Source organism: Pseudomonas gozinkensis, assembly GCF_014863585.1.
GTDB classification, from domain to species: Bacteria; Pseudomonadota; Gammaproteobacteria; order Pseudomonadales; family Pseudomonadaceae; genus Aquipseudomonas; species Aquipseudomonas gozinkensis.
The window spans coordinates 2,406,557-2,424,987 of record NZ_CP062253.1 but is presented as its reverse complement, the minus strand read 5'-3'; the positions used below and the strand labels follow the sequence as shown (position 1 = coordinate 2,424,987).

The 18,431-nt window shown below is 61.4% G+C and carries 18 protein-coding genes; 10 read left to right on the top strand and 8 right to left on the bottom strand.

Going from position 1 to position 18,431, the window contains the following annotated elements; translation table 11 throughout:
* Positions 1-221 precede the first annotated feature (221 nt).
* Together IHQ43_RS10855 and IHQ43_RS10850 are read left to right on the top strand one after the other, a co-directional pair.
* Complete coding sequence (locus IHQ43_RS10855) at positions 222-962, top strand: response regulator (RefSeq protein ID WP_192564329.1); 741 nt, start codon at positions 222-224, stop codon at positions 960-962.
* Complete coding sequence (locus IHQ43_RS10850; protein WP_192564328.1) at positions 959-2,266, top strand: ATP-binding protein; 1,308 nt, start codon at positions 959-961, stop codon at positions 2,264-2,266. The genes IHQ43_RS10855 and IHQ43_RS10850 overlap by 4 nt, the downstream gene beginning before the upstream one ends.
* Positions 2,267-2,407: 141 nt before the next feature.
* Here IHQ43_RS10850 and IHQ43_RS10845 read toward each other — a convergent pair whose 3' ends face one another.
* Both IHQ43_RS10845 and IHQ43_RS10840 read right to left on the bottom strand, forming a co-directional pair.
* Complete coding sequence (locus IHQ43_RS10845) at positions 2,408-3,157, bottom strand: HvfC family RiPP maturation protein (RefSeq protein ID WP_192564327.1); 750 nt, start codon at positions 3,155-3,157, stop codon at positions 2,408-2,410.
* Entirely contained in the window at positions 3,150-3,989 is an 840-nt protein-coding gene (locus tag IHQ43_RS10840) for an HvfB family MNIO-type RiPP peptide maturase (RefSeq protein ID WP_192564326.1), read from the bottom strand. The genes IHQ43_RS10845 and IHQ43_RS10840 overlap by 8 nt, the downstream gene beginning before the upstream one ends.
* Before the next feature lie 813 nt (positions 3,990-4,802).
* Here IHQ43_RS10840 and IHQ43_RS10835 point away from each other — a divergent pair.
* Together IHQ43_RS10835 and IHQ43_RS10830 are read left to right on the top strand one after the other, a co-directional pair.
* Positions 4,803-5,849 carry a class I SAM-dependent methyltransferase gene (locus IHQ43_RS10835; protein ID WP_192564325.1) on the top strand — a complete coding sequence of 349 codons (1,047 nt, stop codon included), beginning with the start codon at positions 4,803-4,805 and terminating at the stop codon, positions 5,847-5,849.
* 81 nt (positions 5,850-5,930) lie between these two features.
* The gene (locus IHQ43_RS10830) at positions 5,931-6,773 is read left to right on the top strand and encodes an NAD-dependent protein deacetylase (RefSeq protein ID WP_192564324.1); all 843 of its coding nucleotides are present in this window, start codon (positions 5,931-5,933) and stop codon (positions 6,771-6,773) included.
* 10 nt (positions 6,774-6,783) lie between these two features.
* Here the strand turns inward: IHQ43_RS10830 and IHQ43_RS10825 are convergent, their stop codons facing one another.
* Entirely contained in the window at positions 6,784-7,662 is an 879-nt protein-coding gene (locus IHQ43_RS10825; RefSeq protein ID WP_192564323.1) for a LysR family transcriptional regulator, read from the bottom strand.
* Between the two features lie 273 nt (positions 7,663-7,935).
* Between IHQ43_RS10825 and IHQ43_RS10820 the strand changes: the two genes are divergently transcribed.
* From IHQ43_RS10820 to IHQ43_RS10810, 3 genes are read left to right on the top strand one after another with little or no spacing between them, the layout of a single operon-like run.
* Complete coding sequence (locus tag IHQ43_RS10820; RefSeq protein ID WP_007956274.1) at positions 7,936-8,634, top strand: CoA transferase subunit A; 699 nt, start codon at positions 7,936-7,938, stop codon at positions 8,632-8,634.
* Between the two features lie 24 nt (positions 8,635-8,658).
* Positions 8,659-9,324, top strand: a complete 666-nt coding sequence (locus tag IHQ43_RS10815) for a CoA transferase subunit B (protein ID WP_007956272.1) — start codon at positions 8,659-8,661, stop codon at positions 9,322-9,324.
* A gap of 11 nt (positions 9,325-9,335) precedes the next feature.
* Positions 9,336-10,517: an acetyl-CoA C-acetyltransferase gene (locus IHQ43_RS10810; RefSeq protein ID WP_192564322.1), complete on the top strand. Its 1,182-nt coding sequence runs from the start codon at positions 9,336-9,338 to the stop codon at positions 10,515-10,517.
* Between the two features lie 105 nt (positions 10,518-10,622).
* On the opposite strand, the gene IHQ43_RS10805 is transcribed toward IHQ43_RS10810, so the two are convergent.
* Positions 10,623-11,225, bottom strand: a complete 603-nt coding sequence (locus IHQ43_RS10805; RefSeq protein WP_192564321.1) for an NADPH-dependent F420 reductase — start codon at positions 11,223-11,225, stop codon at positions 10,623-10,625.
* Between the two features lie 114 nt (positions 11,226-11,339).
* Between IHQ43_RS10805 and IHQ43_RS10800 the strand changes: the two genes are divergently transcribed.
* Positions 11,340-12,233, top strand: coding sequence for a LysR family transcriptional regulator (locus IHQ43_RS10800; RefSeq protein ID WP_192564974.1), 894 nt, complete (start codon positions 11,340-11,342; stop codon positions 12,231-12,233).
* A 164-nt stretch (positions 12,234-12,397) separates the two neighbouring features.
* Here IHQ43_RS10800 and IHQ43_RS10795 read toward each other — a convergent pair whose 3' ends face one another.
* Both IHQ43_RS10795 and IHQ43_RS10790 read right to left on the bottom strand, forming a co-directional pair.
* Positions 12,398-13,717, bottom strand: a complete 1,320-nt coding sequence (locus IHQ43_RS10795) for an Nramp family divalent metal transporter (RefSeq protein ID WP_192564320.1) — start codon at positions 13,715-13,717, stop codon at positions 12,398-12,400.
* Positions 13,718-13,793: 76 nt separating this feature from the next.
* On the bottom strand, positions 13,794-14,333 hold the full coding sequence (locus IHQ43_RS10790; protein ID WP_192564319.1) for a chalcone isomerase family protein: 540 nt from the start codon (positions 14,331-14,333) through the stop codon (positions 13,794-13,796).
* A 147-nt stretch (positions 14,334-14,480) separates the two neighbouring features.
* On the opposite strand from IHQ43_RS10790, the gene IHQ43_RS10785 reads away from it, so the two are divergent.
* Positions 14,481-15,269, top strand: coding sequence for a hypothetical protein (locus IHQ43_RS10785; RefSeq protein WP_192564318.1), 789 nt, complete (start codon positions 14,481-14,483; stop codon positions 15,267-15,269).
* Between the two features lie 554 nt (positions 15,270-15,823).
* On the top strand, positions 15,824-16,390 hold the full coding sequence (locus IHQ43_RS10780) for a DcrB/PsbP domain-containing protein (protein ID WP_192564317.1): 567 nt from the start codon (positions 15,824-15,826) through the stop codon (positions 16,388-16,390).
* Positions 16,391-16,393: 3 nt separating this feature from the next.
* Here IHQ43_RS10780 and IHQ43_RS10775 read toward each other — a convergent pair whose 3' ends face one another.
* Together IHQ43_RS10775 and IHQ43_RS10770 are read right to left on the bottom strand one after the other, a co-directional pair.
* Positions 16,394-17,110, bottom strand: a complete 717-nt coding sequence (locus tag IHQ43_RS10775; protein WP_192564316.1) for an alpha/beta hydrolase — start codon at positions 17,108-17,110, stop codon at positions 16,394-16,396.
* Between the two features lie 204 nt (positions 17,111-17,314).
* Positions 17,315-18,427: a succinylglutamate desuccinylase/aspartoacylase family protein gene (locus tag IHQ43_RS10770; RefSeq protein ID WP_192564315.1), complete on the bottom strand. Its 1,113-nt coding sequence runs from the start codon at positions 18,425-18,427 to the stop codon at positions 17,315-17,317.
* Positions 18,428-18,431: the final 4 nt, after the last annotated feature.

Sequence of the window (18,431 nt, the reverse complement as noted above, 5' to 3'; positions counted from 1 at the left end):
CGCGAGGTATCGCGCATGTGTCGGCAAATGCCGTGTATAAATCGCTACGTATCCGCGCGCGCCCGGGATACACAGCGATACAAAACCCTGTAAAAATCCGCTTTTTGCGTCGGCGTGTATCCGTCACAGCGCTGGATACACTGCAATACAAAGGCAGGCAGGCGGCCTCGCGCAGGCTCGATAGACTGCCCGGCAATCCCCTTTTATTGAGGTTTGGCCACATGGAACATGTCGATCACATCCTGATCGTCGACGACGACCGCGAGATTCGCGAACTGGTCGGCAATTACCTGAAGAAGAACGGCCTGCGCACCACGGTGGTTGCCGATGGCCGGCAGATGCGCAGTTTTCTGGAAGCCAACACCGTCGACCTGATCGTGCTCGACATCATGATGCCCGGCGACGATGGCCTGCTGCTGTGCCGCGAATTGCGCGCGGGCAAACACAAGGCCACGCCGATCCTGATGCTCACCGCGCGCAATGATGAAACCGACCGCATCCTCGGTCTGGAAATGGGCGCCGACGATTACCTGACCAAACCGTTCGCCGCCCGCGAACTGCTGGCGCGGATCAATGCCGTGCTGCGGCGCACACGAATGCTGCCGCCGAATCTGGTGGTGACCGAAAGCGGCCGGCTGCTGGCGTTCGGTCGCTGGCAGCTCGACACATCAGCCCGGCATCTGCTGGACACCGACGGCACCATGGTCGCCCTGAGTGGCGCGGAATACCGTTTGCTGCGGGTGTTCCTCGACCATCCGCAACGGGTGCTGAGCCGCGATCAATTGCTCAACCTGACCCAAGGCCGCGATGCCGATCTGTTCGACCGTTCCATCGATCTGCTGGTCAGCCGCCTGCGCCAGCGCCTGCTGGATGACGCCCGCGAACCGGCCTATATCAAGACCGTGCGCAGCGAAGGTTATGTGTTCTCGTTGCCGGTCGAAGTCCTCGGAGCCCCCGCATGAATCTCGCCCTGCGCTGGCCGCGCACCCTCGCCTCCCGGTTGTCGCTGATTTTCCTGATCGGCCTGATCCTCGCTCAGGCGCTGTCGTTCGGCGCGCAATATTACGAGCGCTACGAAAGCGCGAAAAACACCATGCTCGGCAACCTCGAAACCGACGTCTCGACCTCGATTGCCATCCTCGACCGCCTGCCCGCCGAAGAGCGCCCGATGTGGCTCAAGCGCCTGGCGCGCAACAACTACGGTTACCTGCTGAGCGAAGGCGAACCGGGTACGCCGATCGGTCCGGGTGAAGTGCCGATTGCGGTGACCTCGATCACCGATGCGATCGGCGAAGCGTACCCGCTGACCTTCACCGACATTCCCGGCCCGAAAAAACACTTTCAGGGCCACCTGCGCCTGAGCGACGGCAGCCCGGTGACCATCGATGTGCGTCCGTCGATGGTGCCGCTGTCGCCATGGCTGCCGGTGGTGTTGCTCGGGCAACTGGCGCTGATGCTCGCCTGCACCTGGCTGGCGGTGCGCATCGCCATCCGCCCCCTCACCCGCCTCGCCAACGCGGTGGAAACCCTCGACCCCAACGCCCACCCGATCAACCTCGACGAAAAAGGCCCGAACGAGGTGGCTTACGCCGCCCGCGCCTTCAACTCGATGCAGGCGCGCATCGCCGCGTACCTGAAAGAGCGCATGCAATTGCTGGCGGCGATCTCCCACGATCTGCAAACTCCGATCACCCGTATGAAGCTTCGGGCGGAGTTCATGGACGATTCGGTCGAGAAAGACAAACTGTGGAACGACCTCGGCGAGATGGAACATCTGGTGCGCGAAGGCGTGGCCTACGCCCGCAGCATCCACGGCTCGACCGAAGAAAGCCGGCGCACCAACCTGGATTCGTTCCTCGACAGCCTGGTGTTCGACTATCAGGACATGGGCAAGGAAGTGCAGTTGAGCGGCAAGAGTGAGGCGGTCATCGACACCCGCCCCCACGCGTTGCGCCGGGTGTTGGTCAACCTGACCGACAACGCGCTGAAGTTCGCCGGCGCAGCCGAGTTGCTGATTCAACGCGACAGGATCGGCCTGTCGATCAAGGTCATGGATCGCGGCCCGGGCATCGCCGAAGAAGAACTGGCCCAGGTGATGGAACCGTTCTACCGCGTGGAAAACTCGCGCAACCGCAGCACCGGCGGCACCGGGCTGGGGCTGGCGATTGCCCAGCAACTGGCGATGGCGCTGGGTGGTTCGCTGACGCTGAGCAATCGCGAAGGTGGCGGGTTGTGTGCGGAGCTGAAGTTACCCCTGCACACCTAAACCAAACATAAATTCCTGTGGGAGCGGGCTTGCCCGCGAAGAGGCCAGCAGAGTCAATATATTCATCGACTGAACAGACGCCTTCGTCGGATCGCCGCCCGGACCAAGCCCGCTCCCACAGGATTTGCGGTGTTTGCGAAATCAGGTAATGCCTAACACACCGTCCTCATGCAGTTGCTGCAGCAACGCCAGACCGCTGTCCATGAATGACACTGTTTCCGGCAACCCCGCCTCCAACGCCAACCCTTGCAGTTGCTCACGACCATTGAGCAACGGGAACTCCTCGATCCGCTGCAACAACCGCCATGCCAGCGGGCTCAACTCGGAAAACTTCACACTCCAGTCCGCCGTGCGCCGCACCAGTAAAAGCGTCGGCTGGGCCGGTGGCGTGGCCGGTTGATGATCCGGCCCGAGCATTTGCACCGGCCAGGTGTACGCCAACGGCCAGGCCAGTGCCGAAACCTGCAACGGCTTCTCGAGCAACTGCGCCGGATCGCTCGCAGGCAATGGGTCGGCATCGGACTGCTGTAACACCATTTCCACCCATTCGTAATGCGCCAGCTCCACCAGAAACTCCGGCCACCCGCCCGCGCTCAACACCGCAGGCTCCGACGCGAGGTAGCCGACAAACTCCTCGGCGATCTCGCCGAATTTCGGCGTCTGCGCGCGGTAGTCCCGCAGGAAGCCGCGGATCAACGTGCGCCAGCGTTCCTGACCGATAATCCGGATCAACAGCGGAAATGTGCTGCCCAGCAGTTGCGAGACATTGTTGAACACCAGGTCGCGATAGACATTGACCCGCGCCGCGTTCATGTCGGCGGGTGGCGCTTCATGCTCTGGATCGCGCAAATAGCGGGTCAGGGCCTGTTGTTGCAGCAGAAGATTATCCACGCGAGCCTCCTTCGGTTTGCAGGCGGCGGATGGTTTGCAGTTCGGCCACCAGTTCAGAAAACGCCGGGAAATTGAAATCCCGCTCCAGCAGCGTCGGCTGCGCGCCGAATCGGACATAAGCGTCAGCCAGCAACGCCCAGACCACCGGTTTGACCGAGGCGCCGTGGGTGTCGATTTTCAGCGTGTCGGACTCGTCGAAGTGCCCGGCCACGTGCATGCCGACCACCCGGCCCGGCTCGATGGCAGCCAGAAATGTCTGCGGATCGAAACCATGGTTGATCGAGTTGACGTAGACGTTGTTCACATCCAGCAGCAGGTCGCAATCGGCCTCGCGTAGCACGGCGTTTGTGAAGGTCACTTCATCCATGTCCTGCCGGGGTGCGGCGTAATAGGAAACGTTTTCCACCGCCAGGCGTCGGCCGAGAATGTCCTGGGCCTGGCGGATCCGTGCGGCGACATGGAGCACCGCTTCTTCGGTGAACGGCAACGGCAGCAGGTCATAGAGGTGACCGTCGTCGCTGCAATAGCTCAGGTGTTCGCTGTACTGCGGCACCTTGTGATGATCGAGAAAGGTCCGCACTTCCCGGAGAAAACCGACGTCCAGCGGCGCCGAGCCACCGAGCGACAACGACAATCCGTGGCAGGACAACGGATATCGCTCGGCCAGTTCGCGCAGCGCGGCGCCATGGGCTCCGCCGACGCCGATCCAGTTTTCGGGGGCGACTTCAAGAAAGTCGAAATCGCCGGTACGTGCGGCTTGCAGGTCTTTCATCAGGCCGCGACGCAGGCCGAGCCCGACGCTGGCCTGCAAGGTGGGGTGGGGAATCTGCATGGGCAAGGTCTCTGCTGAGGAGCCGCCGGGCGTGGCGACTGACAGGCTCAGTTAAACCGGCGGGTGTATCGCGGCTGTGTGGCCAATGCGTGGGAAGTGGTGGGTTTTGTATCGGTGGTGAGCCTGTACACAATGGGATACAGAACCGCTGCCTTCTTCCTGAACGGCGAGTTCATCGGTTTAAACCAACTCAAAAACTGCACATACAACCCTGTATATCCAGAGCTTACGGATGACACCTACAGATGCAGACGAAATGCCCTACCTTCGCACGAGAACCAGCTGCGACATCAGGTACTGAAAACACTGCCCAGGATCTCTAACTCACCTGCTCATGGTGGGTAAAAATTGCATTGCAAGGACAGAAAAAGCTCAATAACATGCCTTCCACGCCAGTGCTTCCGGTGAGACGCACTAAGCCTCAGCCGCAATCTGAGGCTTGCTAAAAAACCGCCCCGCAAGGCGGTTTTTTTTTCGCCCATCATTTGCTCCAGGCGGACATGGGCCGGCGCTTTGTCTTGGCCTCTTGGCGAGATCGCCCTGAGTCGCATCGTTTGGCATAGGACAGGAACCGTCGGCGGATAATTCGGGAGCCCACGCTAAAGTGGGAGAGCGCACCATCGCAATACAAGCCTCGAAATCCACACAGCCCGCTCCCACCGGCGCCAACAGCGGCTAGACTCAATCAGTACCCAGTCGAGGGGGACGCAGGACAGCAGTGTCGCCCTGCCCGTTTCCACGACCACCGCCCGGTGGTGAATGCCTCGACCCCCAACGCCACCGGACTGTGATCCTGTCAAAGGAGCACATGAAATGGACGAGGCCAGACTCAACGAATTCATGGGCAAACTGGTCAACGACATGGGCGGCGCGGCGATGCTGGCCAATGTCATTGTCGGCGAAGAACTCGGCCTGTATCGGGCAATGGCCGACAGCCAGCCGATCAGCCCCGAATCCCTCGCTGCAAAAACCACCTGCAACCCGCGACTGGTGCGCGAATGGCTGAGTGCCCACGCGGCGTCCGGCTACATGGAACACCACGACGGCAAATTCCGCCTGCCGGAAGAACAGGCGCTGGCCCTGGCCAAGGAGGATTCGCCGGTGTACGTGGCCGGCGGCCTCGGGGTAGTGGCGTCGTTTTTCCACGACAAGGACAAACTGGTCAAAGCCATGCGCGGCAACGGCGCCCTGCCCTGGGGCGATCACCATCCGTGCATGTTCACCGGCACCGAGCGGTTCTTCCGCCCTGGCTACAAGGGGCATTTGATCGCCGAGTGGCTGCCGGCGCTGGACGGCGTGGTGGCCAAACTCGAAGCAGGTGCCAAGGTCGCCGACATCGGCTGCGGTCACGGTGCGTCCACGGTGATCATGGCCCAGGCCTATCCCAACTCGCGGTTCGTCGGCTTTGACTATCACGCGCCTTCGATCACCGTCGCCACCCAGCGAGCCGAAGAAGGCGGAGTCAGCAGTCGCGCGCGATTCTTCCAGGGCACGGCGAAAAGCTACCCCGGCGATGACTATGACCTGATCTGCTATTTCGACTGCCTGCACGACATGGGCGATCCGGTCGGTGCGGCGAAGCATGCGTTTGAATCTTTGAAAGACGACGGCACGGTGCTGCTGGTCGAGCCGTTTGCCAACGACACCCTGGACGAAAACATCACGCCGGTCGGGCGCTTGTTCTACGCCGCGTCAACGTTCATCTGCACGCCAAATTCGCTGTCCCAGGAAGTGGGACTCGGCCTCGGTGCGCAGGCGGGCGAGTCGCGCTTGCGCAAAGTGTTTACCGAAGCGGGGTTCAAACACTTTCGGCGGGCGACGCAGACGCCGTTCAACCTGATTCTGGAGGCACGCAAATAACCTCGGGCAGCGGACGCCTCTGAAAAGAGGTGTCCGTCGGTGCTAACCTGCAAGGCACTTACCGCCTGCGGAGCGCTGATCATGCTCGACCGCCCCATCCCCGACCCGCTCGACTATCTGCAACAGGTCATGGCCGACGGCGACTTCATTGTGCTGACCGGCGCCGGCATCAGCACGCCCTCGGGCATTCCGGACTACCGCGACACCGACGGCATACGCCGTGGCCGGCAGCCGATGATGTACCAGGAATTCCTCGCCGCCCCGGAATCGCGCCGCCGCTACTGGGCCCGGGCGATGCTCGGCTGGCCGCGCGTGCGCCAGGCGCAGCCGAACGCCGCCCATGAGGCGCTTGCCAGTCTGCAAAGTCATGGTCGGATCAGCGGTCTGATCACCCAGAACGTCGACACCCTGCACGATCAGGCCGGCAGTCACGACGTCATCGAACTTCACGGCAGCCTGCACCGGGTGCTGTGTCTGGATTGCGGTCAGCGCAGCGAGCGGGATTCGATTCAGCAATTGATGGAGACGCAGAACCCGTATCTGGCCGGCGTCGATGCCTTGCAGGCACCGGACGGCGACACCCTGCTGGACCCGGCTTTCGAGGCGCGATTTCAGGTGCCGCACTGCCCGCATTGCGCAGGCGAGCGGATGAAGCCGGACGTGGTGTTTTTCGGTGAGAACGTGGCGCAACCAACGGCGGCGCGGGCCATGGCGCTGGCGGAAAATGCCGCCGGGATGCTGGTGGTCGGTTCGTCCTTGATGGCTTATTCGGCGTTTCGCCTGTGCCGGGTGATAGCGGATCGGGGCAAGCCGCTGATTGCGATCAATCTGGGGAAGACGCGGGCGGATGAGTTGCTGGATTTGAAGATTGAGGGGTCGTGCGAACAGCTCCTGCCGCTACTGACACAACGCCTGACTTCTTGACCTCCCGAGGTCAGTGTTCAGCCTTGAGAATGTCAAAAAGCGCCTGCGCCGCTGCCGACAATTCATTCCCCGGATCGGTCAGCACGCCAATCGCCCGCTCCACCACCGGCTCGTGCAAGGTCAGGCAATGTGCACCCAGTTCGCGCATCTGACCGGCACACAAGGCCGGCACGGCGCTGACGCCCAACCCGCTCGCCACCATCCGCCCCACCGTCGCCAGTTGATGGCTTTCAAATTCCACCGGCAGTTTCATGGCCCGGGCCTGCAAGTGTTCCTCCAGCATCACCCGCACCGTGGACGGTCGCTGCAGGGTGATGAAGGGTTCCTGCAGCAGGGTCTGCCAATCGATGTCACTACGATCGGCCAGCGGCGAATCCTGCGGCACCACGGCAACAAAGCGATCCTTATAAAGAGGTGTAAACGTCAGCGATGTATTCTGCAGCGGCTCGAACGCCACGCCAAGTTCAACCTGACGATCACGAACCATTTCCAGCACTTGCTCGTTGATCACGTCGTTGACCGTGACGTTGACGTTCGGATAACGCGCGCGGAAAGTCTTGAGGATCGGCGGCAGCAGGTTGCCGGCAAACGACGGCATCGCCGCCAGCGTCACGCGTCCGCGTTGCAGGCTGAAGCGCTGGCGCATTTCGTCTTCGGCGTTGTCCCAATCGGCGATCAGGCGCCGGGCCAGCGGCAGCAGGGATTCGCCCTCGGGAGTCAGCGCCACGTTGCGCGTGTTGCGGCTGAACAGGCGCCCGCCCAGGCCTTCTTCCAGCGCCTTGATGGTCAGGCTCAGTGCCGATTGCGACAGGTGCAGACGCTCGCAGGCCACGGCAAAGCTCAGGCTCTGGGCAACGGCGAGAAAGGCGCGGATCTGTTTGATGGTCATGAACGCTATGCTTCCGTATCAGAGTCTTGATCGTTCCCACGTCGAGGCGTCGAACCGTCTGCGTGGTAACGCAGCCCGTGATGCTTCGCGTCACTGGACGCGGAGCGTCCCCGGAGGCATTCCCACGCGGAGCATGGGAACGATCAACGAAGCCAATTATTGAGCTTTATCAATCAATCAACCTTAAAAATCAACTTAACAAATATATCCTTCAGCGCGACACTCCAGTCATTCGGCTAGCCAGCCGCCCGACAAACAATAAAAGAGGTGCATATGGCAGGTTTCGACAAGCGCGTGTATTCCTACGAGGAAGCCATGGCAGGTCTTGAAGACGGCATGACCGTGATCGCCGGCGGCTTCGGCCTGTGCGGTATTCCGGAGAACCTGATCGCCGAGATCAAGCGCAAGGGCACCCGCGACCTCACCGTCGTCTCCAACAACTGCGGCGTTGATGGCTTCGGCCTCGGCGTGCTGTTGACCGACCGCCAGATCAGCAAGGTGGTCGCCTCCTATGTCGGCGAAAACAAACTGTTCGAAGAGCAACTGCTCAAGGGCGACATCGAAGTCGTCCTGACCCCGCAAGGCACCCTCGCCGAAAAAATGCGCGCAGGCGGTGCCGGCATTCCGGCCTTTTTCACCGCCACCGGCGTCGGCACGCCGGTCGCCGAAGGCAAGGAGGTGCGTGAATTCCACGGTCGCAAGTACCTGATGGAAGAGTCCATCACCGGTGACTTCGCCATCGTCAAGGGCTGGAAAGCCGACCATTTCGGCAACGTCATCTACCGCCACACCGCCCAGAACTTCAACCCGCTGGCCGCCACTGCCGGCAAGATCACCGTGGTTGAAGTCGAAGAAATCGTCGAACCCGGCGAACTGGATCCGGCACACATCCACACGCCCGGCATCTACGTCGACCGGGTCATTTGCGGCACGTTCGAAAAACGCATCGAACAACGCACCATCCGCAAATAATCCAGGCTGACGGAGAACAAGCACATGGCACTTACCCGCGAACAAATGGCTCAACGCGTCGCCCGCGAAATGCAGGACGGCTACTACGTGAACCTCGGCATCGGCATCCCGACCCTGGTCGCCAACTACATCCCCGAAGGCATGGAAGTCATGCTGCAATCGGAAAACGGCCTGCTCGGCATGGGCCCGTTTCCGACTGAAGACACCATCGACGCCGACATGATCAACGCCGGCAAACAGACCGTGACCGCGCGCATCGGCGCTTCGATCTTTTCCTCGGCCGAGTCCTTCGCGATGATCCGTGGCGGTCACGTCGACCTGACCGTGCTGGGCGCCTTCGAAGTGGACGTTCAAGGCAACATCGCCTCGTGGATGATCCCCGGCAAACTGGTCAAGGGCATGGGCGGCGCGATGGACCTGGTGGCCGGTGCCGACAACATCATTGTCATCATGACCCACGCGTCCAAGGACGGTGAGTCCAAGTTGCTGAGCCAATGCAGCCTGCCGCTGACCGGCGCCGGTTGCATCAAGCGCGTCCTGACTGACCTTGCCTACCTGGAAATCGAAAATGGCGCTTTTGTCCTCAAGGAACGCGCACCTGGCGTCAGCGTCGAGGAAATCGTCGCCAAAACCGCTGGTAAACTGATCGTCCCGGATCACGTACCGGAAATGCAGTTCGCTGCCGAGTGAGGAATTCGAAAATGCAAGACGTCGTCATTGTTGCCGCCACGCGTACCGCGATCGGCAGTTTCCAGGGATCGCTGGCCACCGTCTCCGCCGTGGATCTGGGCGCAGCGGTCATCCGCCAGTTGCTTGAGCAGACCGGTCTGGACGGTGCTCAGGTCGATGAAGTAATCATGGGCCAGGTGCTGACCGCCGGCGCCGGCCAGAACCCGGCGCGTCAGTCGGCGATCAAGGCCGGCCTGCCCCACGCCGTGCCGGCCATGACCCTGAACAAGGTCTGCGGTTCGGGCCTCAAGGCTCTGCACCTCGGCGCCCAGGCGATCCGTTGCGGCGACGCTGACGTGATCATCGCCGGCGGCCAGGAAAACATGAGCCTGGCCAACTATGTGATGCCGGGCGCGCGCACCGGTCTGCGCATGGGTCACGCACAAATCGTCGACACCATGATCAGCGATGGTCTGTGGGATGCGTTCAACGATTACCACATGGGTATCACCGCCGAGAACCTGGTCGAGAAGTACGAGATCAGCCGCGAGCAGCAAGACGCCTTCGCTGCCGCCTCGCAACAGAAAGCCGCCGCTGCCATAGAGGCCGGTCGCTTTGTCGATGAAATCACCCCGATCCTGATCCCGCAGCGCAAAGGCGATCCGGTGGCGTTCAAGGTCGACGAACAGCCACGGGGCGACACCACCGCCGAATCCCTGGCCAAACTGCGTCCGGCCTTCAAGAAAGACGGCAGCGTCACCGCCGGCAACGCTTCGTCGCTGAACGACGGCGCAGCTGCCGTGATTCTGATGAGCGCGGAAAAAGCCAAGGCCCTGGGCCTGCCGGTACTGGCGAAAGTCGCCGCCTACGCCAACGCGGGCGTCGACCCGGCGATCATGGGCATCGGCCCGGTTTCCGCCACTCGCCGCTGCCTGGACAAGGCCGGCTGGAGCATCGGCCAGCTCGACCTGATCGAAGCCAACGAAGCCTTCGCCGCACAATCGCTCGCAGTGGCCAAGGATCTGCAATGGGATCTGGACAAGGTCAACGTCAACGGTGGCGCCATTGCCCTTGGTCATCCGATCGGTGCATCGGGCTGCCGTGTGCTGGTGACCCTGCTGCACGAAATGATCAAGCGTGATGCGAAAAAGGGTCTGGCGACCCTGTGCATCGGCGGCGGCCAAGGCGTAGCCCTGGCGCTGGAACGCGCCTAAGAGCAAAAGAGGTTCAACAGCGGGCGGCGGATCCACGACATCCACTGCCCGTTGGCAACAAACCCGGTACGACTCACGTCGCACCGGGTATTTTTTGCCCCGTCGTCAGGCGAACTTCACCAGATTCAGCACCGGCAACGGCCCGCCCGGGAACTGCACCAGCCGCGCACCCACGCTCAATTCGCCCAGATCGATACCGAAAAAGCCGAGCTGATCGATCAGCACACCTACCTCAGCCTTGGCCTGCGCATCATCCCCGGACAGGAACAACACACGCTTGCCACCCTCCGACGCCGGATCCGCTTCCAGCAAACGCGCCAGCAAATGGTTGAACGCCTTGACCACCCGCGCCCCCGGTACCCATTCAGCAAACACTTCGCTGGACGGCCGACCCTGCAAATCCACCGGTTTGAATGACGGCGCTTCAATCGAGTTGTTGGCGTCGATGACAATCCGTCCGCCGAAATCCGGCAGCCCGGCCAGCGCTGTCGGCAGTTTCGACCAGTTCACCGCGACCAGCACGATGTCCTGCGCCGCCGCTTCTTCACGGGTAACGGCGCGGGCAGTCGGGCCGAGTTCTGCGACCAGCTCAGCCAAGGTATCTGGCCCGCGACTGTTGGCGATCACCAACGGGATGCCCTGACGCGACAAGGCTTTGGCAAACGCTGAACCGATGGCGCCAGCGCCGATGATTCCGATAGTGCTCATGGTGTTCTCCAGAAAGTGGGGTAAGACTCGAAACGAATCTTGCGCTTGCCATTCCCACTTGATTAGCCGGTAATGCCTTGAATGATCTTCAAGCATCGCTATCAGGTCGAAACCATGGAAACCCTCGCCAATCTTGAATCCTTCGTCCGCAGCGCCGAGACCGGCAGCTTCTCTGCTGCTGCGCGGTTGCTGGCGCTGACCCCGGCGGCGGTCAGCCGCAACGTGGCGATTCTTGAACGCAACCTCGGCGTGCGGCTGTTTCAGCGCTCGACCCGCAAGCTGTCGCTGACCGAGGCCGGTGAAGGTTTTCTGGCGAGTATCGGCGGCAATCTCGACGCCTTGCAGGCAGCGATTGCGACGGTGGCAACGGAGCGCGGCGAGCCGGCGGGTGTGCTCAAGATCAGCCTGCCGCCGACATTCGGCATCGATCACATGCTGCCGCTGCTGCCGGAGTTTCTGGCGCGCTATCCGTTGATCCGCCCGGAATGGCACTTTGAAAATCGTCAGGTGGACTTGATCGCCGAGGGTTACGACGTGGCGATTGGCGGCGGGTTCGAGCTGACGCCCGGTGTGGTTTCCCGGCGACTGGCATCCGCTGAAATACTGGCAGTGGCCTCACCGGCCTATCTGGCCGGACGCGCCCTGCCCCGGCATCCCACAGACCTCGCCGACCACCAGGGCATCGTCATGCGCGGCCTGCGCACCGGGCGCATTCGCCAATGGCAGATGCACAACGGCACCGGCGAACAGGCCAGCGCCCTGCTCAATCCGAATATTGTGCTGAACGACCCGATGGCCATGCGCACCGCTGCGTTGTTGGGTCTGGGCGTGACGATGCTGGTGCTGCCCGATGTCAGCGCACAGATTGAACGCGGTGAACTGGTGCGGCTGTTGCCCGACTGGCAGTGCGACGCCGGGGCGATATCTCTGTACTACCCGAGCCGCACCTTGCTGCCGGCCAAGACCCGGGTGTTCATTGATTTTGTGGTGGATGCCTTCGGCCGCTGAGGGCCGCCCATCCTCAGCAAAAGGGATGGAGATCCCGCCCCCTTCGCGAGCAAGCCCGCTCCCACATTAATTGTGGGCAATCACACATTTTCGGTATGCCCGAGAACCCTGTGGGAGCGAGCTTGCTCGCGAAGAGGCCAGTCAAAACACTGCAAGAGGTTCGGTCATGCCGCCAACTGCAGAATCAGCCAGGCATTGGCGCCACTGATCACCACAAACAATCCCCACGCCAGAACTCGGGTCGGCAAACGATTCACAAACGGCCCCATCAGCTTTTTGTCGTTGGTCATGCGAATCAGCGGATACAGCGCAAACGGCAATTGCAGGCTCAGCACCACCTGGCTCAGCACCAGCAACTTGCCCACCGCGCCATCGCCCATCAGCCACACGCCGATGAACGCCGGAATCAGCGCCAGCCCACGGGTGATCAGGCGTCGCTGCCAGCAGGGAATCCGCAGGTTCAGGTAGCCTTCCATGATCACTTGCCCGGCGATGGTGCCGGTGAAGGTCGAACTCTGCCCCGAGGCCAGCAACGCCACGCCGAACAGCACACTGGCCAGCGCGCCGCCCACCAGTGGGTCGAGCAAGTGATAGGCGTCCTGAATGTCCACCACATCGGAATGCCCGGTTTGATGGAACGCTGCCGCCGCGAGAATCAGGATCGCCGCGTTGACCAGCAGCGCCAGCGCCAGCGAACCGATGGTGTCGATGCGCGCCAGTTTCACCGCGTCCTGCTTGCTGGCCAGATCCTTGCCGATCAGTCGCGTCTGCACGATCGACGTGTGCAGGTAAAGGTTATGCGGCATCACCGTGGCACCGAGGATGCCGATGGCCAGATACAGTGGCGCGGCATCGCTGATCGCTGACAGCGATGGCTTGAAGCCTTGGGCGACGTCAGGCCAGTACGGTTTGATCAACAGCAATTCAACGAAGAAACAGGCGCCGATGGTGCCCACCAGCACCAGCATGATCGCCTCCAGCCGGCGGAAACCACGGTTTTGCAAGGCCAGCACCAGCAACGTATCGAACGCAGTGAGGGCGATGCCGAACGTCAGCGAACAGCCCAGCAACAGGTGAAACGCCAGGGCACAGCCGAGTACTTCAGCCAGGTCGGTGGCGATGATCGAGATTTCCGCCAGCACCCATTGCAGCCGCGCCGTCGGGGTGCTGTAGCGTTCGCGGGACAACTGCGCCAGATCGCGCCCGGTGGCGATGCCCAGTCGCGAGCACAGGCATTGCACGACCATCCCCGCCAGACTCGCCAGCAACACCACGAACAACAGGCTGTAACCGAAGCGCGAACCTGCTTCGATGGCGGTGGCCCAGTTGCCCGGATCCATGTAGCCGATCGACACCAGCAAACCGGGGCCGGCAAAACGCAGCACGCGTTTGAAGAACGAGGCGTTGGGATCGACCGGGACACTGCCGGCCACTTCCGGCGGGCAGAACGGCGCCGTGGCGATTTTGGGCAAACTGAATTTCACGCACACATCCAGAAACAAGTCGAAAGACGCAGCTTAGACGTTTCAGTCGACGTGCCCAAGCGCAGATGTGCTGCGTTCAGGGTTTGGCGTTGCCAAGCAATTGCTGGCGCAACTCGGGACTGCGCGTGCGTGGGTCGAGCCAGATGTTGAAAAACGCCCGGGCAAACTGCGGATCATCGATTTCATGCTGCAACTGCTGACCGACAAAGAACCGCGCGCCCTGCCCCGGCAGATACACCCCGGTGATCCGTGTGCCAGCCTGGACGTCAACGAACGATTGCTGCATCTGGGTCTGCCATACGGCCAGTTGCACCGGGCTGATGGATGCGCCGGCCAGGCGCTTGATTTCATCGACGCTGGCCTTCACCAGGTCATCGCGGGAAATGGAACGCCGGTAAATCAGTTCAAGGGCAAAAGGTTGGCCATCGGCCAGTGGTCGCGCCGCACTCCACAACCGGGCGTTGTAGACGTCGAAACCGAACACGCTGAAACCGCCGGCGCCGATGATTTGCGCACCGGGTACCGCATCCTGCCAACTTGCCCACGTGGGTGTCAGCAACAAGGCCCACAAGCCGATACCGCAGCATCCACGCAACACCTTCGGTGTACTGCTCATCGCGGCATCGACTCCGGTAAACCCTGATTGTCAGAGCATAGTCGGCTATCAGCTCCGGCACCTTGTATACATGTTTTGCGTACACATGCGGCAATCCATTGACGACAATGCTAACGTGGCCCTCCTTGACCCAACGGAGACGAATGCGTGCTGATCCTCAAACTGCTGCTGATTCCCGGTTTCCTGCTGCTGATTTCCCTCGCGGGCAAGCGATGGGGCCCCAGTGTCGCCGGATGGCTGTCGGGGTTGCCGGTGGTGGTGGGGCCGATTCTGTTTTTCCTCGCCATCGAACAAGGCCCGGCGTTTGCCGCGCAGTCGGCGGTCGCGGCGCTGTCGGCCATGTTTGCGATGATCGCGTTTTGCGTCACTTATGCGCAGGTGGCGCAGCGGGCGAACTGGCCGCTGGCATTGATAGTTTCTTTATCGGTCTGGGCCGTGCTGGCGCTGATTCTGTCGCTGACTCCGGCGTCGCTGCCCTTCTCGATTACCGCCGCAGCGACTGCCCTCCTTGCCGCGCCGTACCTGTTTCCCAAGGTGCAACCGGTGGTCAACGGCCCGGCGCCGAAATCGGACAAACTGGTCTGGCGAATGATCGCCGGGGCGGCGTTGACGCTGGTGGTGACCATGCTGGCCAGCACCGTCGGCGAACGCTGGAGCGGTTTGCTCGCAGTGTTCCCGGTGCTCGGCAGCGTGATGGCGGTGTTTTCCCAGCAGACCCGTGGCCCGGCGTTTACCGCCGCGTTGTTGCGGGCGACGGCCACGGGAATGTATTCGTTTTCGGCGTTTTGTCTGGTGTTGGCACTGACATTGCCCAGTATGGGCCTCAGTGGTTTTGCCGTTGGTGGCACAGTCTCGTTGGCAATGCTAGGTATTACCCGCCATTTACTGGTCAAAATTGAGCGCCCCCAACGAGAATCCAAACTCTCTGGATTATGAGACTGAAACGACACTAACCCCAAACTGGCGCTGTGAACCCGACAGAACCGGGTTTATCCGTTCAACCAAAATCGGGAAAGATATGGGGAAACTCATTTGAGCTGCTTTGATTCGGTGGTACTCCATCCCTCTTGTCACAGATCACGACCGAAGTTGGTCCAGGAACTGTGGGCGAATTGATCAATGTCCTGAACTCTCTCGTTTCGTAATTTTGGTAGGTACTTAGCAACTCCCAAGTATTCATTGGGGTTCTACAGTAGATCGCAACCTCTACGAAATCAGGTGTAGGTGCTAACCCAGTCAGGTAAGCGTTAAAGCCCATCTGTTCAATGGAACTGATCACGAATTTGCCGGCGGCCATGATGTTTTCTCCCTGCCTCATCGCCCATCGATGAGATTGCGCTCATTGTCGAATGATCGGGCAAGAATTGAGACCTGACAGAAATGACAGTCCCGACGAACGGTTCCTGATCAACAGGATTATCCGCACTGGAGTCCATCAATCCACCATGGGATCATCGCCGCCCAAGCGCGACCACCCCTCGGAGATTCGAATGTCATTGCTTAGCAAGAAAGCCGTCGTCCTGTTGTTGGCGGCGGTGGCCGGTTTCGGCGCCATCAATGCTCAGGCAGCCAAGGCCAAAGAGAAGGCTGTCACCGAGAAAGTCTCGATGCTCGACGGCAAATTCAGTTTTGTCCTGCCCAAGGGCTTCGTCGGCGACCCGCTGCCGGCCGGCCCGACCGGTGCCAAAGGCATGATGTACACCAACGATGCCACCAAGACTGTGGTCATCACCGCCGAAAACCAGATTCCCGAAGGCAACAACGTCAAGGACAACGACAGTGCGTTCCTCGACGGCACCGTGTCCGATTTCATCGACGCCCAGCGCAAGGCCCTGCCGGACTTCAACAAGCTCAGCGAAAAGAGCCTGACCCAGAAAGGCAACGGCCTCGGTCTGCGTCAAGTCGACAGCACCGCCACCCAGGGCGGCGGCCAGACCCTTAACACTACGTTGCTGGCCGGTTCCGGCACGCGCATGGCGCTGGTCCAGGTGATTTCCCGGGCCAGCGACAAGAGCGGTCACGAGGCGCTGGTGAAAACCATCCTCAAGGAAAAGTGATCTTCACGGGTTGAGTCGCTGCAACCAGTCGTTCAAATCCCGAAGCTCGGCCGCGCTGATGCTGTGGCCGACGCCGGGATAGGCATGAAATTGCGGTTTGTACGACAGCTTCTGCAACAACGCATCGGCTTCGGTGCCACCGCTATAAGGCACACGGTCATCCGCCGTGCCGTGGCCGATGAAGATCTCCAGCGGCGGATGCTGTTGCTCTGGCTTCAGCTCGCTCTTGAGCACCGGCAACACCCGTCCGCTCAACGCTGCAATGCCACCCACCGTCGCTGGCTCCCGCAGCCCCACCTCGTAGGTCATCATCGCGCCCTGGCTGAAACCGATCAGGTACACCTTCTCCGGTTGCGCGTGATACTTCTGCGCCGCTGCGGCGATAAAGGCCCGCAGTTTCTGGCTGCTGGCCTTCAGATCATCCGTCTCGCCGTTGTAGGCACCTTCGCCTTTCTTGCGAAACCACTGGAAACGCCCTTCTCCCAACGCCATCGGTGCCTGCACCGACAGGTAGTTGTACTGCTTGGGCAGCTGAAATTTCATACCGATCAAGTCTGCTTCGTTGCTGCCATAGCCATGCAGGAAAATCACCAGCGGACGCTGTTCGGCGTCCGGGTGCACCTGGGCCAGGTAGTTGAGCGGCAGATCGTTTTGCAGCGAGGTCTGAGCCTGGACGGCAGTGGACGCCAGCAGCGTCAACAGCGCAAACACCTTCAACATAAGCCTTCCTTCACACAGTGCAGGGTTCGGGGCAGAGCCTAACACTGTCTGTCCAGCTATTGCGGTGTCACTGATATCGCCATCGCTGGCAAGCCCGCTCCCACAATTGATCGCATGCGACTGACACTGCACCGTCACTGTGGGAGCTGCGGTTCGACGTTTCGACTTGCCAGCGATGAGGCCATCAAATTCAGCGAAGATCCTTTAGTCGTTAATCAGTTTCCCGACTCGAATCGGCTCGCGCCCCGCCACTTTGGCCTGCCAGATCCCCGGCTGGGTGTAGCGGCCGCGATCGATGGCAAACAACACGCCACTGGTGCCGGCGCGCACGGTGGTCACGCGGTCGCTCAACGGATCGACCACTTCGAACAGCGCATCACCGCGCTCGACCCACTCACCCGCATCGCGCAGGAAACTCACCACACCATGGTGCGGGGCGAACAGGTATTCGGTGCCTTCGAACGGCATGCCTTCGCAGCATTCTTCTGGCGCCTTCGGCCATTCGCCGCTAATGAAACCCTGCTCGGCCAAAAAGCCCAGGATCGCCTCGCAGTTGGCCTGAGCCTGATCGACGCGAGTGTCGCCCATGCTGCCCAGCTCCAGGGTGGTGGCGAGGTTGGCCGGCGGAATCGCCGCGCTCGGGAAGGCCCGGGCCAGTCGCAACCACGGCGAAGAGCAGGATTCGTCGAACGAACTGCCACCGGAATCTTCACACAACAGCGCCACGCCGGCCTTCAGGCGTGCGGCGAGGGACTGCCACTGCGGCCAGTGTTGCGGCAGTGCGTAAATATGAATCGCGGCGTCAAAATCGCAATGCAGATCGAGGGTGATGTCGGCCTCGCAGGCGTGGCGCAGCAACAGACGGTGCAGCGCCTCCAGTTGCGAAGCCGGGGCCGGCAGCTCATCGAGCACCTGGCCCATGGTCTGGCGGATCAGCGCGATGTTGGCTTCCGCATCGCTTCCCAACTGATTCCCGATGCGCTCGGCCACCGGCGCACTGAGTTCGACGAAGGAGCGGTTGAAGTTCTTGCCGCTGCCCAGCTCGAAGCGCCCCATGTGGCTGCCTTGCAGGTGCTGATCGAGGCCGATCGGGTTGGCCACCGGCACCAGTTCGATCACGCCTTGCAACTGGCCGTTGGTTTCCAGCTCGGTCAGGCGTTTTTTCAGCTCCCACGCGGTGCGCATGCCCGGCAGTTCGTCGGCGTGCAGGCTGGCCTGGATGTAGACCTTGCGCGGGCCGGCGCCATAACGGAACACGCTCAGGGAACGTTCGCTGCCCAGATGGCTCCAGGGCAGAAGATGATCGATGCGTTGCATGGGG